The sequence below is a fragment of the Clostridium sp. MCC345 genome, from assembly GCF_018785345.1.
In the GTDB taxonomy this organism is placed as follows: Bacteria; Bacillota; Clostridia; order Lachnospirales; family Anaerotignaceae; genus Anaerotignum_A; species Anaerotignum_A faecicola.
In genome coordinates this window covers 14693-30053 of record NZ_WQPP01000064.1, presented here as the reverse complement: position 1 = coordinate 30053, position 15361 = coordinate 14693, and the positions used below count along the sequence as shown (strand labels likewise).

The 15361-nt window shown below is 47.9% G+C and carries 14 protein-coding genes; 13 read left to right on the top strand and 1 reads right to left on the bottom strand.

Annotated features, from left to right (window positions below; genetic code table 11):
* Positions 1-258: 258 nt before the first annotated feature.
* From lon to GPK49_RS11200, 8 genes are all read left to right on the top strand, one after another.
* On the top strand, positions 259-2595 hold the full coding sequence (lon, locus tag GPK49_RS11235; protein WP_016406566.1) for an endopeptidase La: 2337 nt from the start codon (positions 259-261) through the stop codon (positions 2593-2595).
* Positions 2592-3218, top strand: coding sequence for a ribosome biogenesis GTP-binding protein YihA/YsxC (gene yihA, locus GPK49_RS11230; RefSeq protein ID WP_215677929.1), 627 nt, complete (start codon positions 2592-2594; stop codon positions 3216-3218). The genes lon and yihA overlap by 4 nt, the downstream gene beginning before the upstream one ends.
* Before the next feature lie 155 nt (positions 3219-3373).
* The gene (locus GPK49_RS11225) at positions 3374-3967 is read left to right on the top strand and encodes a hypothetical protein (RefSeq protein WP_215677927.1); all 594 of its coding nucleotides are present in this window, start codon (positions 3374-3376) and stop codon (positions 3965-3967) included.
* Between the two features lie 750 nt (positions 3968-4717).
* Positions 4718-6115, top strand: a complete 1398-nt coding sequence (locus tag GPK49_RS11220; RefSeq protein ID WP_016406563.1) for an alanine/glycine:cation symporter family protein — start codon at positions 4718-4720, stop codon at positions 6113-6115.
* 107 nt (positions 6116-6222) lie between these two features.
* Complete coding sequence (locus GPK49_RS11215; protein ID WP_215677925.1) at positions 6223-7389, top strand: alanyl-tRNA editing protein; 1167 nt, start codon at positions 6223-6225, stop codon at positions 7387-7389.
* An 84-nt stretch (positions 7390-7473) separates the two neighbouring features.
* Positions 7474-8718, top strand: a complete 1245-nt coding sequence (locus GPK49_RS11210; RefSeq protein ID WP_016406561.1) for an aminopeptidase P family protein — start codon at positions 7474-7476, stop codon at positions 8716-8718.
* Positions 8719-8721: 3 nt separating this feature from the next.
* Positions 8722-9444, top strand: coding sequence for a DUF2161 domain-containing phosphodiesterase (locus tag GPK49_RS11205; protein WP_215677923.1), 723 nt, complete (start codon positions 8722-8724; stop codon positions 9442-9444).
* On the top strand, positions 9441-10109 hold the full coding sequence (locus GPK49_RS11200; RefSeq protein ID WP_215677921.1) for an ElyC/SanA/YdcF family protein: 669 nt from the start codon (positions 9441-9443) through the stop codon (positions 10107-10109). The genes GPK49_RS11205 and GPK49_RS11200 overlap by 4 nt, the downstream gene beginning before the upstream one ends.
* Before the next feature lie 47 nt (positions 10110-10156).
* Here GPK49_RS11200 and GPK49_RS11195 read toward each other — a convergent pair whose 3' ends face one another.
* On the bottom strand, positions 10157-11200 hold the full coding sequence (locus GPK49_RS11195) for a M23 family metallopeptidase (protein WP_016406558.1): 1044 nt from the start codon (positions 11198-11200) through the stop codon (positions 10157-10159).
* Positions 11201-11436: 236 nt separating this feature from the next.
* On the opposite strand from GPK49_RS11195, the gene GPK49_RS11190 reads away from it, so the two are divergent.
* Genes GPK49_RS11190 through rimI form a run of 5 tightly spaced genes read left to right on the top strand, consistent with a single transcriptional unit; the run spans position 11437 to position 15311 of the window.
* The gene (locus GPK49_RS11190; RefSeq protein ID WP_215677919.1) at positions 11437-11697 is read left to right on the top strand and encodes a hypothetical protein; all 261 of its coding nucleotides are present in this window, start codon (positions 11437-11439) and stop codon (positions 11695-11697) included.
* Positions 11698-11727: 30 nt separating this feature from the next.
* On the top strand, positions 11728-13692 hold the full coding sequence (locus GPK49_RS11185; RefSeq protein WP_215677917.1) for a hypothetical protein: 1965 nt from the start codon (positions 11728-11730) through the stop codon (positions 13690-13692).
* Positions 13693-13702: 10 nt separating this feature from the next.
* The gene (gene tsaE / locus GPK49_RS11180; protein WP_288666756.1) at positions 13703-14134 is read left to right on the top strand and encodes a tRNA (adenosine(37)-N6)-threonylcarbamoyltransferase complex ATPase subunit type 1 TsaE; all 432 of its coding nucleotides are present in this window, start codon (positions 13703-13705) and stop codon (positions 14132-14134) included.
* A 2-nt stretch (positions 14135-14136) separates the two neighbouring features.
* Positions 14137-14850 carry a tRNA (adenosine(37)-N6)-threonylcarbamoyltransferase complex dimerization subunit type 1 TsaB gene (gene tsaB / locus GPK49_RS11175; RefSeq protein WP_215677915.1) on the top strand — a complete coding sequence of 238 codons (714 nt, stop codon included), beginning with the start codon at positions 14137-14139 and terminating at the stop codon, positions 14848-14850.
* Positions 14847-15311 (top strand): ribosomal protein S18-alanine N-acetyltransferase, encoded by a 465-nt coding sequence (gene rimI, locus GPK49_RS11170; RefSeq protein WP_118579732.1) that lies wholly within the window; start codon positions 14847-14849, stop codon positions 15309-15311. Before tsaB ends, rimI begins: the two co-directional genes overlap by 4 nt.
* Positions 15312-15361: the final 50 nt, after the last annotated feature.

Below are 15361 nucleotides of genomic sequence, written 5' to 3'. Positions count from 1 at the left end.
TCCGGAGGAGTGTGCGTTTCCAATTTATTACCATATCTTATTCGTATCATTAATAGTATATCATATTTTTATGAGTATTACAAGAAAAATCAGCTTGGATACGGGATTTTATTTTTCGGCAGAAAGCTGGGATTTGACCATGGAAGGGATTTATTGTATACTATTTAGTTAAGGCGGAAGCTTGATTTTTTCGTCGGATCAATACATAAAAATAAATAAAATGAAGCTTTTTAAAAGTTGATATACGAGGTGAAAAGAATGGAAAAGAAACAAGCGATTCTTGTGCCGATGATTGCACTGCGGGGCATGAGCATTTTCCCCGGAATGGCAATCAGCTTTCCGGCAGGCAGACAGAAATCTCTGGATGCGCTGCAGGCGGCAGAAGAAAACGGAAAGGAAATTTTTCTGGTAACGCAGAAGGATCCTGTTATTCCCGATCCTTCCAGAAATGATTTATATGACATCGGCGTTCTGGCAGAGGTGAAGCAGGTGCTGAAGCTGCCCGGCAATCTGACACATGTTGTGGTGGAGGGGAAAAACCGCGGCAGACTTTTGAATATCCATGTGAAAAACTGCGATTATGCCGAAATTACGACCATTGCGCAGGATTTTGAGGAAGAGCCAAGCGAGCAGGAGCAGGCAATTATGAAAATTGCGGTGGAGGAATATGATAATTATCTGAAGCTGGCGAATAATACTGCCGCATTGGATCTGATGGGCAATGTGGTAGCGGCGAAAAGGCCCGGGGCGCTTGCGGATGTCATTGCCGCAGGGATGGAGCTTGCCTACAACAGAAAGCAGGAATTCTTGGAACGGCTGAATCCCTATGAACGTCTGGAAATGGTGATTACTACCATGCAGCACGAGTGTCAGGTTTTGCAAATCAAGCGCGAAATCGAAAACAAAACAAAGCAGAGAATCGACAAGAATCAGAGGGAATATTATCTCCGCGAGGAAATGAAGGTAATTCAAGAGGAATTGGGTGACAAGGACGGCGTTGGCGCAGATGCGGCGAAATACCGCACACAGTTGGATGAAAAAAATCCCCCTGCGCATGTGCGGGATACGATTGAAAAGGAAATCGACCGCATGCTCAAGATTCCCGTAACCTCTCCCGAATCGAATGTTTCCAGAACCTATATCGAGACCCTGCTTTCCCTGCCTTGGGTGGAAACGACAGAGGAATCCTTTGATTTAGCGGAAGCAGAAAAAATTCTGGATGAGGATCATTACGGTATGAAAAAGGTGAAGGAGCGTATCCTGGAATACCTTGCTGTCCGCAAAAATGCACCGGAGGAGCATGCGACCATTCTTTGTCTGGTCGGCCCTCCCGGGGTCGGGAAAACCTCAATCGCGCGTTCCGTTGCGAAGGCACTTAACCGCAACTATGTGCGGATGTCCTTGGGCGGTGTGAAGGATGAAGCGGAAATCCGCGGACACAGAAAGACCTATATCGGCGCAATGCCGGGACGCATCATCAATGCCATGAAGCAGGCAGGTACCATCAATCCGCTGATGCTTCTGGACGAGGTGGATAAGCTTGGCGTTTCCCATAATGGTGACCCTGCGGCGGCATTGCTTGAGGTTCTGGATGGCGAGCAAAACAGCACCTTCCGTGACCATTTTGTAGAGCTGCCGTATGATTTATCGAAGGTATTGTTTATGTGTACGGCAAATAGTCTGGATACCATTCCAGGGCCTCTGCGCGACAGAATGGAGATAATAGAGCTTTCCAGCTATACCGCGCAGGAAAAGCTGCACATCGCAGAGGAGCATTTGCTTGAAAAGCAGAGAAAACGCCATGGACTGACCGCAAAGCAGCTGAAAATAAAAGCGGATGCCATGGAGGAAATCATTGACGGCTATACCAGAGAAGCAGGCGTGCGTCAGCTGGAACGCACCATTGGCGAAGTTTGCCGTAAGGCGGTGAAGATGATTCTTTCGGGCGAAAGAAAAACACTTACGGTTACGAAGAAAAATCTGGAACAGCTTCTAGGTGCAAGAAAATTTATGCCGGATACAATTTACAAAGAGCCGCAGGTCGGCATTGTGCGTGGTCTGGCATGGACAAGAGTCGGCGGCACAACGCTTTCTGTTGAGGTGAACTGTATGCCCGGAGAAGGCAAATTCCGCGTGACGGGCAATCTGGGGAAGGTGATGACGGAATCTGCGGAAGCGGCTGTCAGCTACATTCGCTCTCAGAATGAACGCTTCAAGCTGGAGCCTGATTTTTATAAGAAGAAGGACATACATATCCACATTCCTGAGGGAGCAACGCCCAAGGATGGGCCCTCCGCAGGCGTAACGATGGCAACGGCAATCATTTCCGCGCTGACGGGAAGAAAGGTGCGTAATGATGTTGCCATGACAGGGGAAATTACGATTCGCGGCAGAGTGCTGCCCATTGGCGGTTTGCAGGAAAAGGTGCTTGCGGCGAAAAAGGTCGGTATTAAAACCGTGATTTTGCCTAAGGAAAACAAAAAGGATTTAGATGAAATTATGGACGAAATCAAGGACGGGATGCAGTTCGTTCTGGCAGAAACCATGGAGGATGTATTGCAGACGGCATTGGTGAAGGGAGAAAAAGACGCATGAAGGTAAAGCAATGTGATTTGAAATATATCGGGACGAATTTTTCGCATTATCCTATGGATGGCAAGCCTGAGATTGCCTTTGCCGGAAAATCCAATGTCGGAAAATCTACTCTTATCAATGCGATTCTGGGCAGAAAGGCACTGGCAAGAACCAGCTCTCAGCCCGGAAAAACACGCACCATCAATTTTTATGGTGTGAATGATATGATGTATGTGGTTGACCTGCCGGGCTATGGCTATGCGAAGGTGCCGAAATCCGAAGTAGCAAAATGGGGGCAGATGATGGAGGAGTATCTGACACGCAGAGAGGAGCTGCGTGCGATTATCCTGCTGATTGATATTCGCCATGAGCCCGGGAAGAATGATATTATGATGTATGACTGGCTGAAGCATTTCGGCTTTGATATCATCATTGCGGCAACAAAATCCGATAAGCTGAACCGCAGCCAGATTCCAAAGCAGCTTGCGGTGATTCGAAAAACGCTGAAATTACAGCCGCAGGATGTGCTGATTCCCTTCTCCGGTGAGAAGAAAACGGGCGTGGAGGAGCTCTGGGCGGAGATTGAAAAATTTCTCCCCGGCGGCGAAAAGGCGGCGGGATTTGAAACGGAAGCAGAAGAATAAGGTAGTCATAAAAAAAAGAGTCGCTTGCGGCTCTTTTTTATTGCGAAAATATTCTGCGATTCTTTAGAAAACCTTAAACATTGCTGAAAAAAAGTCTAAAACTTCTCTGCTATGATACAGACAGGTGAAAAAATCAAATATAGGAGGCGTTTTTTATGACAAATAAAAAGAATCGGTTTTTTACATTGGTATTTTCCTGCTGCCCGGGCGCGGGGGAGATGTATCTGGGGCTGTATCGGCAGGGGGTCAGCCTGATGGGGCTGTTTTTTGGTACGATTGCCTTAGCGGCATGGCTGGGCTTTGAGGAATTGATCTTCTTTATCTGCCCGATTGTATGGTGCTACAGCTTTTTCCACACGCATAATCTGCGGCGCATGACGGAGGAGGAATTTGCGGCAGTTGAAGACAAATTTATTTTTGCGGATTATGTAAATTTGAACAGAGAATGGAAATGCAGTCCCAAGCACCGCCGCGTGTTCGGCTTTGTATTGCTCCTGATTGCCCTTTCCGAACTGTGGAAGCAGGCAATGTACCTGATGGAGCGGTTTTTCTATATCCCTGATTTTGCATGGGCACTCAGCTATACGATTCCGCAGATTGTGGTTGCCGTTGTAATTCTGGTTGTGGCACTGCGCCTGATGCGTGAGCCGAAGGATGAGGAAACAGAAGAAGCGGATGAGCAAGCAGAAGAAACAGATGAGCAGGAAATCGCAGAAGCCATTGTGGAAGAAGAAAACAAAGAGCTGTAAGCATAGCACCTATAAAAGCGGAGGAAACCTCAAAAAAGGGTTTCTTCCGTTTTTTAATACAATCTGAACGGGCGCAGATGGCATATTTCTCGCGGAAAACGAATAAATTCCAAGTATACCGAAGCAGAAACACTTCGGACAGCATTCCGATATTTTCAAAAAAGGAGGGAAAGGAAATGGAGACGTTTCATAAGTGCGCCATCAATGACTTTGCATGGCGTTCCGGAGCCTGATTGGATTATTGGAGCTTGGGTCGAAAGAGAGGCGTATATAGCGGGAATAGGAGTGCTCTGTTTTTTGCATACAGTGTTAAGAAAACGTAAAAATTTTTTGTGCAATATAACAATATCGGTAAAATGTGAATTTTGTCGTTGCTTTTATAAAAACATCGGAAAATGTTGATTTCTCAATGTTTAAATGGATTTCTGTTTATCCGCTGAACGAAATAAATTCACGTTTTCTTAACGGACAGATGTCTTTTTGTTGATGTCGAAGTGCATAAAAAACAGATAAAATCAACAGTTTTAATAGATATAACATATAAAAAGTTATGTTAAAAATGGAAAAAAATTGAAAATTATCAAAAAATATCTTGCGTTATAGTCATTTTTTATGTATCATATAGGTGTGTTCCGAATGGAATGATGTATGAGTATTTTTGAAAAACAGAAACGCGCGCAACTCTGATTTCGATGCTGATGCAAAAAAGGAAGATCATCTTTTTTAAAAGAAAAGAGGAGGGAAGTAGGTATGTTAGAAACTTTTAACGCTTTTGTAACAAAAATCAATGGCTTTGTGTGGGGGCCTGTCATGCTGATCCTGTTGGTAGGTACACACGTTTATCTGACATTCAGAACAAGAATCATTCAGAGAAAAACCATTACAGCGATTAAGCTTTCCGTTACACCGGATTCGGAGGCAAGCGGTGACGTATCGGGCTTCGGTGCGCTGGCAACAGCACTTGCGGCTACCATCGGTACCGGTAATATCGTAGGTGTTGCAACTGCAATCGGCGCAGGCGGTCCCGGTGCTGTATTCTGGATGTGGCTTACAGGTCTGTTTGGTATGGCAACAAAATTCGGTGAAGCAACACTGGCGGTAAAATATCGTGTAAAAGCAAAAGACGGTTCCTTCATCGGTGGTCCCATGTACGCTCTGGAAAGAGGTATGGGTCAGAAGTGGCTGGGCGTTCTCTTTGCAATCCTTACAGGTATTGCCTGCTTCGGCATTGGTAATATGACACAGGGTAACTCTATCGCAGAATCCGTAAGCGGTACATTTGGTGTTCCAAAGGTTATCACAGGTATTATTTTAATGATTGCTACAGGTCTGGTAATTCTGGGCGGCGTTAAGTCCATCTCCAAAGTATGTGAAAAGCTGATTCCCCTGATGGCTGGTCTGTATATCTTAGGTTGTCTGGTTATTTGTGTCATCAATGGCGCATATATTCCGGCAGCATTCTCCGCAATTATTCATGGCGCATTCAATCCTCAGGCAGTCGGCGGCGGCTTCGTTGGTGCAACGGTAGTAGCGTGTATCCGTGCCGGTGTATCTCGTGGTCTGTTCACAAATGAATCTGGTCTGGGTTCTGCTCCTATCGTAGACGCATGTGCAGCAACAAGAAATACCTCCAGACAGGCGCTGATTTCCATGTCTGGCGTATTTTGGGATACAATCGTAGTTTGCTTGATGACAGGTCTGGTTCTGGTATCCTCCATCATTAAAGACCCCGTAGGTATGGAAGGTTTGAAGGGCGCACAGATGACAGCAGGTGCTTTCAATGCAATCCCTGTTATCGGGCCTGCAGTTCTGACATTCGGTCTGATTACATTCGCATGGTCCACCATCCTTGGTTGGGCTTACTACGGCGAACGTGCATGGGTATATCTGGTAGGCGTAGAGGCAATTAAGCCTTTCCGTGTTGCATGGACAATCGTTGTACTGGTTGGCTGCTCCGCGACTCTGGAAGTTGTTTGGAACGTAGCCGATACATTGAACGCATGTATGGCATTCCCGAACCTGATTGCACTGCTCGGTCTGAGCGGCGTAATCGCTTCCGAAACGAAGAAATATGTTTGGGATAAGGACGCTGAAATGGGCGGTCTGATGAAATGGATGGACGATGTTGCTCCTTCCGTTGACAAATAATTTCATATTTGATGATAGGCGGTGTGTCAGCAGACACACCGCTTTTTCTTTTGTCTGAAATATGCTATACTTTATCTGTAGGATTTCAGAAAAACGGAGGAAAAACCATGACCGAGAAATTATATTATAGAGATGCCTATGCAACAAAATTCACCGCAAGAGTACTGGACTGTACAGAAGAAAAGAAGCATTGGACAGTCATACTGAACAGAACGCTTTTCTATCCTGAGGGAGGCGGACAGCCTGCGGATATCGGTGTTCTGGGAGGTGTGCGTGTATTGGATGTGCATGAAAGAGGTGAGGACATTGTTCATACAACAGATAAGCCGCTGTCTGTCGGTGCAGAGGTGGAAGGTGAGATTGATTGGGAGCATCGCTTTGATTTGATGCAGAACCATTCGGGGGAACATATTCTCAGCGGTGTCATCTGCGGCAGATATGGCTGTGACAATGTCGGCTTTCACATGGGAAAGGAAAGCATTACGATTGATTTGAATACCAAAATTCCTGCGGAGGATTTGCCTTATTTAGAGGAAAAAGCAAACGAGGCCATCTGGAAAAATGTGCCCGTCGGGATTCGCTATCCTTCAAAGGAGGAGCTGGCGAAGCTGGAATATCGCAGCAAAAAGGAACTGGAAGGACAGGTGCGCATTGTGAATGTGGGCGAGTATGACTGCTGCGCCTGCTGTGGAACACATGTAAAGCTGGCAGGCGAAATCGGGCAGATTAAGATTATCGGCGCGCAGAATTATAAGGGCGGCACACGCTTGGAACTGCTTTGCGGCAAGCGTGCATTGCAGGAGTTCCGTAAGAAAAACGACGTTTCCGCAGAGGTTGGCAGGCTGCTTTCTGTGCCTGCGGTTAAGGCAGACAGCGCAGTGAAAAATGTTCTGGCGGAGCGGGATGAGCTGTTGCAGAATCTGAATCAGTTAAAATGGAAATACTTCACGCTCAAGGCGGAACAGGTGCCCGAAGGAACGGAAAATATCCTGTTCTTCGGCGAGGGCTTGAACAGTAAGGATTTGACGCATTTTGCGGATTTGCTTTTGCAGAAGGGCGCAAAGCGTGCGGCGGTATTTTCCAAGGCAGACGAGGGCTATGTCTTTGTTCTCTTGAGTACGGAGAAGGACGCGCGCGCCTATACCGATGAAATGAAGGAGCCCTTCGGCTGTAAGGGCGGCGGCAAGCCTGATGCGGTGCAGGGCAGGGTTGCAGCAGAGAAAAAAGCACTGAAGAATTTTTTTGCAGACAAGGAATTTTTGATTGCGGAATAAAAAATTTAGAAAAACCCCTCAGATGCTGTAAGGATTTTTCGGAAAAAAGAGACTATTTCGGATGGAAGGGAACGGTGAGAAAAAATGAACGAAATCTGGAAAAAGAACAGAGAAAAGCTGCTTGCACGGATGGAAATGTTTTCGGCGGCAGTGCTGTTTGCAGGGAAAGCACCCATCAAAAGAGGGGACGAGAATTACCCCTTTTCTCCCGATCGCAATTTTTATTATGTAACGGGCATTGAACGGGAGGACTGCATCCTTTTTCTGGCGAAAACCAGAACGGGCGTGGAAGAAACCTTGTATATCCCCAGAGATAACGGCGTTATGGCAAAATGGGTCGGCGCAAACATGACGGCAGAGGAGGCGACCGCGGTAAGCGGTATTGAAAATATCGGTTGGATTGATGCCTTTGAGGAGGATTTCGCCACATATTTATTCAGAAGCGGCATTAAGAAAATCTGGCTTGATATGGAAAACAGAGAATGGCACGGGGAACGTACCCCTGCTTTGCGGTTTGCGGAGAAGGTACACTGCCATGCACCGCAGATGGTCATTGGGGATTTGTACCCTCTGTTCAGCGATATGCGTCTGATTAAGGAAGAATGGGAGCTGGAGCGGATGCGGAAAGCCATGGATATTACCCGTCTGGGGATTGAAGCCATGATGCGGACGGCAAAGCCCAATCAGAAGGAATATGAAATTGAAGCGGCGTATGATTATACGCTGATGGTGAATGGCGCAAGAGAAAAGGCGTTCCGCACCATTGCGGCAGGCGGCAAGCGCGGGACGATTCTGCATTATGTGGAAAATAATCAGACCGTTGCCGATGGCGAGCTGATTCTGATTGACGCAGGTGCGCAGTGGCAGTGGTATAACGGGGATATTTCCCGCACCTTCCCCGTCAACGGCAAATTTACGGAGCGGCAGAAGCTGGTCTACAATATCGTTCTGGAGGGACAGCGGAGAGTCATTGATGCCATTCGTCCCGGTGTGCAGTTCAGTAGTCTGAATGAATTGCTGAAGGAATATTATTTTACGGCATTAAAGGAAATCGGCTTGGTGGAAACCAGAGAGGATGTAGCGAAATATTATTACCATGGCGTGAGCCATTACCTTGGTGCGGAAACGCATGATATCGGCAGATACGGCGACCGTGTACTGGAGCCGGGTATGGTGCTGACGGTAGAGCCCGGACTGTATATCGAGGAATGGGAAATCGGGATTCGGATTGAGGATGATGTTCTGGTGACTGCGGAAGGCAATGAGGTGATGACTGCCGCTATGCTGAAAACAGTGGACGAGATCGAAGCCTTTATGGCGAAGGAATAAGAAATGACGGAGTTTAAGGAAACAGATTTATATGAGCCGATTCGCGCGTTTCTGGAGGAAGAAGGCTATCAGGTGCAGGCAGAGGTGAAGCACTGCGATATTGCTGCCGAGAAGAACGGCAGACTGGTTGTGGTGGAACTGAAAAGGGCCTTTGGGCTGAAGCTGGTTTATCAGGGCTTGGAGAGGCAAAGCCTGACGGATGAGGTTTTTGTGGCAATCCCTCGTCCGAAGAAGGGCGCAAGAGAAAAGGCGTGGCAGGACATGCTGCGTCTGCTGAAGCGTCTGGAATTGGGACTGCTGACTGTTGCGCTGGACAGCCCGTTGAAAACGGTGGACGTGGTACTGACACCTGCGGACAGCATGATTCGTAAGAATAAGCGAAAAAAGGAGCAGCTGCAGGCGGAGCTGGAAGGCAGACAGCTAGATGCAAATATCGGCGGCATGACAAGACGAAAAATTATCACTGCCTATCGGGAAAGGGTCATCCATCTGGCGTGTATTCTGGAGCGAAAAGGGGAAATTTCTCTGGCGGAGCTGCGCGCAAGGGGCTTAGAAGAGCTGGCTGCGCTTCTCAGCCGCAATTATGAGAAATGGTTTGTGCGCGTGGAAAAGGGCGTTTATGCCCTTTCGGAAAAAGGGAAAATCGAATTGAAACGGGCGGATTATGCGAAGGTGGCTGCATATTACAGGCAGGAACAGCTTGGAAGAAATGAGGAAACAATATGAAAATACGGACAAAACGAATCCTTCTTTTTCTAATCTGCGTGGGAGTTGCCGGCTGTCTGGCGGTGGTCTGGCTGAGTGCCTATGTGAAAAGCGAAACGGCGGCGCATATTCTTTCAACGGAGGAAGCGGCAAAGCAGGATGCGGATTGTATTCTGGTGCTGGGATGCGGCGTGCGTCCTGATGGGACACCGAGCCTGATGCTGACCGACCGACTGGAAACGGGCATTGCACTTTATCGGGCAGGCGTGGCGGAAAAGCTTCTGATGAGCGGTGATCATGGCACAGAGGACTATGATGAAGTAAATACCATGAAGCGAATTGCGAAGGAAAGCGGCGTGCCTTCCGCAGATATTTTCATGGACCATGCAGGCTTTTCCACCTATGACAGCGTCTATCGTGCAAAGGAGATTTTCTGCGCGGAAAAGGTGATTATCGTCAGTCAGAGATACCATCTGCCGCGGGCATTATATGTTGCGGAGAAATTAGGCCTGGATGCCTATGGCGTTGCGGCGGCAGATGTGAGCTACAGAGGGCAAAGCTACCGCGAGGCACGAGAAATGCTTGCAAGAGCGAAGGATTTCTGCAATGCGGCACTGAAACGAAAGCCCAGACTGCTGGGGGATGCCATTCCCGTCAGTGGAAACGGAGATAGTACAAACGATTAAGCAAATAAAAAAGGCTGTCTGAAAAATCAGACAGCCTTAAATTTTTCTTATTCTTCGCCGAGATAATCTCTGGGGTTCTGATATACCCCGTTCAGCTGAATTTCATAATGACAGTGGACACCTGTGGACATCCCTGTACTGCCTGTGGTTGCAATGGTATCGCCTTTCTTTACCTTATCGCCGACAGCTACGTTCAAATCCGTGCAGTGTGCGTATAAGGTGGTGAAGCCGTTGCCATGGTCAATCACAACATAGTTGCCGAATTCGCTATGATACTGTGCGGTAACAACAGTCCCCGATGCGGTTGCATAAATGGGGATGATTCTGCTCTGTGTGGAGATATCCATGCCATAATGTTTTCTGCCGTCGCTGATGGAGGGATCGGCAGAGGGATTGAATTCTGTGGAAACGGTACGGCTGTCAACAGGCCAACCGCTCGGTGCATTGCTCAGTGCTGCCAGATAGGTTACGGTATCTGCAACAGCAGAAAAGGAAATGCTTGTTTCATCCATCAGAAGGCTCATCTTATCCAGATGGGTGGAAAGAGCAGATGCCTTATTATAGGATGTGCTGACGAGGGTAGTAAAGGTCGGAGCTGCCGCCTCTGTTCCCTCTGTGGGTGCCAATGCAGATGTCATAGCGGTTAAATCCAGAGAAGCAGAGGAATCGGATTCATCCAGATTGGTAATCTGATGATACAAATCCTCTTTTACGGATTCGATTTCGTTCATTTTCTGCTCCAGCTCTGTTGTTTTATTCTGGAGAGCATCGATATTTTCGGTATATTCGGTATTTTCGGTTTCCAGAAGCTCTGCACGCTGTTCCAGCTTACGGCGTTCCCGTTCGGTTTCCAGTAGCTGCTCCTTAGAGGTATGCAGATCTGTTTTTGTTTTCTGATATGCACCAACGGCGCAGACAGAACCGCCGACCAGAAAAACTGTCGCTGCGCAGACCGCCACAGCATGACGGATGCGGAAGTGGAGCGTTTTCTGCTGACCCTTATGAGAAATATGAAGTGTCAGGAAATGCTTATGGGGTTCCTGCGATTGCTCTTGATTTTCGTTCTGAATTTCATTCTGATTTTCATTCATTCGGAAATATCTCACCTTTCTTTTCATGATATCCATAGGATATTATAATGGAAGAAGTTGGGTTTGTAAACTAAAACTTCATTAAAAGTTTAAATTTTGTAACAATTCGGTAACATTTCGGAGAGTAGACGAAGTGTTGACAGTGTGGTATACTGAAACAGTATGTAATGCGTATGCTATAATAGGTAGAAATATGTTAGGTGTGTCCCAATGAGAAAAAAGGAAGGGGCTTTTTTATGGAGCCAAAAATAAAAATGGGCATCAGCGCAGTCCAAAACGGTTTGCGCGCGGTATCGTTCGGAAGAAAGGCTTTGGCATTTCGGAAATTTCTGCCGGGCGGCAGAAGAAAAGCAGCCGGAAGGGCAATGCAGAAGGCGGAAAAGCAGGCGGTGCAGGCAAATACAAAGACCCTCCGCAAGAAGGACAGGCGGAAGGCATTACAGCGCATCAAGGGCATCGGGCGTGTGGCTTTGGTGGTGCGAAGAAAATATTTCTGACAAAAATCAATGGGTAGGAGGAACGCCAAAATGGACGAGATGGAAAAGAATGAATTAGAAAAAAATGAGGAATTGGAGCCGAAAGAAGCAGTAGAAACCAAAGAGGAGCCGACGCAGGGGGAAGCATCTGTGACGGATGCGCCTGCGGCGGAAGAAGCTACAGAAACGGTAGAAGAATCCGTAACGGCAGAAGCTTCTGTAGAAGAAACAGCGGAAGAGCCTGAGATAGAGGAAACGGAAGAACTGAAGCAGGAAGAACCGAAGCAGGAGGAACAGCCTGTGGAAGCCCCTGCGGCGCAGAAAGCGGAAAAGGGCGGCGTACTGGGGATTGTGATTGGCTTGATTGCGTTGATTGCGATTGTGGCGTATGCGTGGATGAACCCAATGGGAAAAGCTGTTGATACGGGTATCCTGTATACCAAGGATGATAATCTGTATTACTACGATTTGAAAAATGAACCGTATCAGGTGCAGGAGGGACTGAGCAACGGCGGCACCTATCATTACTTCTACACTGCTTGGGGCGCAAGCGTGACAGAGGACGGCAGCTATCTGTATTTCTCCGATGATGTGGATGAAAATGGTGCATTTGTGCTGTATCGCAGGGATGCGAAAAATGCGGATGCAAAGGCGGCGCAGATTGATACGGATGTTTACGATTACATGGCAAGCAAGGACGGCAAGGTGGTCGCTTATCTGAAAAAGAGCGGCGAGACCTACGCGCTTTGTGTCTATGACGGCAAGCAGGTGCAGACCGTAAAGACGGGCATAAATCTGGAAAATGATGTTTATGCGTTGAGCGGTGATGGCAAATATCTTGCGTTCACCGATACCACAGGGCTTCTGAATGCAGTTGCAGTCGGCAAGAATATGGAGGATAACATTCTTCCCCTGACCGATTCCGCGGAAACCTACGCATTGGCGGAGGAAAGCGGAATTCTGTATTACGTTGCGGCAGGCAAGGATGGCTATAACATTTTCAGCTATGATTTCAAGGGAGAGCCCAAGACCGCAGTCGAAAATGTTTCTTCCATGGAAATGATGCCCAACGGCAGAGATGTGCTCTACTGCAAAAAGAGCGAAGAAAAGGTGCTTTATAAGGACATTATCGTGGATGACATGGCAGAGCAGGATGCGAAGCTGAAAAAGGGCGATGAGGGCTATGAGCAGAAGGTGCAGAGAGACGAAATCCGTAAGGCAATGAAAAACGGCGAGGGCTTTGAACCGCTTTTGCAGGAATGCTATGTGCTGACAGGCGGCAAGAGCGTTCGGGTAGCAGGTGATGTGGTTGCGGCAGTCGGTGTTGACAGCAAGCAGACCTATGTGGCAGGCTATAAAACAAAGGAATTTACACCCATGCATCTTTCTGTAATGGATGGCGGACTGGACATGGTGGAATATATTTATTATATGTCTCTGAATTATGGCGGCATGGAGGTATTCCTTGCGGATACGACAGGGAAGGTAAATCTGCTTTCCGGCAGTCAGCCGCAGCTGGATGGGCTGAAGCTTTCCGAAAACGGCAAGAAGGCAGCTTATCTGGATACCGATGCGAATACAGGGGATACCATTCTGGTGGAAATCGAGCTGGGAAAGGAAAAAGCAGAAACCGTTGCCACAAATGTACAGAGCTTCGGCTACATCGGCAATACCCTGATTTATTACTTTGATTATACAGAAGGCGTAGGCACATTGGGCGCAGCAGGCAGCAAAACAACCATTGCAAACGCAAGCGGCGTACAGTTCACAGAGGACGCGGTGTATTATGTTGCCGATGCAGATGCAGCAACAGGCAACGGCGAGCTGCGTGCATGGGATGGCAAGACAGAAACCACCATTGCCAAGGATGTATTTGCTTTCCAGTATAAGGATAACGGCAAGCTGGTTTATATCGGCAAGTATGATGTGAATGCAGGCGTGGGCGATTTGTATTATTATGACGGTAAGGAAGCGCGCAAGCTAGATACAGGCATTACGGCAATCTTTATTTATTGAGGATGATACGATGAACGAAAGAATGGAAACAAACAACCCTGAGGCAACCGAAGCCTTGGGAGAAAAACTGGGACGAGAGGCAAGGGCAGGGCAGATTTACTGCCTGAGCGGCGATCTGGGCGTTGGCAAAACGGTCTTTACGAAGGGCTTTGCCAAGGGGCTTGGGATTACGGAGCATGTGACCAGTCCTACCTTTGCCATTGTGAATGAATACGAGGGCAGACTGCCCTTGTATCATTTTGATGTGTACCGCATTTCCTGCGAGGAGGAAATGGAGGACACCGGCTATGAAGAATATTTTTACGGCGAGGGCGTTTGCTTGGTGGAATGGGCGGAGTTGGTGAAGGAGTTGATTCCTGCCGATGCCGTCTGGATTACGATAGAGAAGGACTACACCAAGGATGACGATTACCGCCGCATCACCATCAGACAGGAGGGCTGAGGATGAAGATTTTAGGAATTGACACCACGGGGCAGACTGCCAGTGCTGCTCTTGTGGAGGGAGATAAGCTGATTGCGGAATTTACCATGAATTATAAGCTGACGCACAGTCAGACCATCCTGCCCATGATTGCGGATATTCTGGAACGGACGGAAACGGACAAGGCAAGCATTGACTGCATTGCCTGTGCCTGCGGCCCCGGCTCCTTTACGGGGCTGAGAATCGGCGCGGCAACGGCGAAGGGCTTTGCGCTTGCGTTGGACAAGCCCATTGTCGCCGTTCCCACATTGGATGCATTGGCATATAATGTGTTTGAAACGAATAAATTCATCTGCCCGATTATGGATGCCAGAAGAAATCAGGTTTATGCCGCTTTTTATATGTGGGAAAACGGCAAGCTGATTCGTCTGACAGACCACATGGCAGAAAGCATTGAGCGTGTCATTGAAATTGCGGAAATGCTGGAGCAGGAGGTCATTTTTCTGGGGGACGGCGTGCCGGTGCACAGAGAAAGACTGGAACAGAACCCTGCGTTTTTATTCGCTCCCGCGCACTGCAATATGCAAAGAGCATCTGCAGTGGCAGCACTGGGCGCAATCATGGCAGAGGAAGGACTGGCAAAGCCGGGCAATGCATTTGAGCTGATTTATCTGAGAAAATCACAGGCGGAACGGGAAAGAGAAGCCAGACTGGCAAAGGAGGAAGCAGGAGAATGATTGAGATTGTCCCTATGGCGGAGGAGCATATCAACGGCGTGGTGACGCTTGAGGAAGCAACCTTTTCTATTCCCTGGACCAGAGCGGATTTTGAAAGAGAAGTCAGAGAAAACACAATGGCGATTTACTATGTGGCGCTGATGGATGGCAGAGTAGTCGGCTATGCAGGGATGTGGCATGTAGTAACAGAAGGACATATCACAAACGTGGGCGTACTGGAGGAGGTACGCTGTGAAGGCATCGGCAGCAGGCTGATGGAAAAGCTCATTGAAAAGGCGTTGGAAAAAGAAATGACAGGCATTACCTTGGAGGTACGCATGGGGAATCGGCCTGCACAGGCGTTGTACCATAAATACGGCTTCAAGGCGGAGGGCATCCGTAAGAATTATTACCCCGACACCAAGGAGGATGCAATTATCATGTGGAAATATTTCCCCGATGCAGAGGGCGCGTCCCTTTGACGGAGCGGAAAAGAAAAAATAGAAACGCTGAGATGTGAGAGTGCATTTCA

Excerpts from the sequence above, each read along its gene's own strand:
- lon (WP_016406566.1), top strand. The coding sequence starts at position 259 with ATGGAAAAGAAACAAGCGATTCTTGTGCCGATGATTGCACTGCGGGGC.
- yihA (WP_215677929.1), top strand. The coding sequence starts at position 2,592 with ATGAAGGTAAAGCAATGTGATTTGAAATATATCGGGACGAATTTTTCG.
- GPK49_RS11225 (WP_215677927.1), top strand. The coding sequence starts at position 3,374 with ATGACAAATAAAAAGAATCGGTTTTTTACATTGGTATTTTCCTGCTGC.
- GPK49_RS11220 (WP_016406563.1), top strand. The coding sequence starts at position 4,718 with ATGTTAGAAACTTTTAACGCTTTTGTAACAAAAATCAATGGCTTTGTG.
- GPK49_RS11215 (WP_215677925.1), top strand. The coding sequence starts at position 6,223 with ATGACCGAGAAATTATATTATAGAGATGCCTATGCAACAAAATTCACC.
- GPK49_RS11210 (WP_016406561.1), top strand. The coding sequence starts at position 7,474 with ATGAACGAAATCTGGAAAAAGAACAGAGAAAAGCTGCTTGCACGGATG.
- GPK49_RS11205 (WP_215677923.1), top strand. The coding sequence starts at position 8,722 with ATGACGGAGTTTAAGGAAACAGATTTATATGAGCCGATTCGCGCGTTT.
- GPK49_RS11200 (WP_215677921.1), top strand. The coding sequence starts at position 9,441 with ATGAAAATACGGACAAAACGAATCCTTCTTTTTCTAATCTGCGTGGGA.
- GPK49_RS11195 (WP_016406558.1), bottom strand. The coding sequence starts at position 11,200 with ATGAATGAAAATCAGAATGAAATTCAGAACGAAAATCAAGAGCAATCG.
- GPK49_RS11190 (WP_215677919.1), top strand. The coding sequence starts at position 11,437 with ATGGAGCCAAAAATAAAAATGGGCATCAGCGCAGTCCAAAACGGTTTG.
- GPK49_RS11185 (WP_215677917.1), top strand. The coding sequence starts at position 11,728 with ATGGACGAGATGGAAAAGAATGAATTAGAAAAAAATGAGGAATTGGAG.
- tsaE (WP_288666756.1), top strand. The coding sequence starts at position 13,703 with ATGAACGAAAGAATGGAAACAAACAACCCTGAGGCAACCGAAGCCTTG.
- tsaB (WP_215677915.1), top strand. The coding sequence starts at position 14,137 with ATGAAGATTTTAGGAATTGACACCACGGGGCAGACTGCCAGTGCTGCT.
- rimI (WP_118579732.1), top strand. The coding sequence starts at position 14,847 with ATGATTGAGATTGTCCCTATGGCGGAGGAGCATATCAACGGCGTGGTG.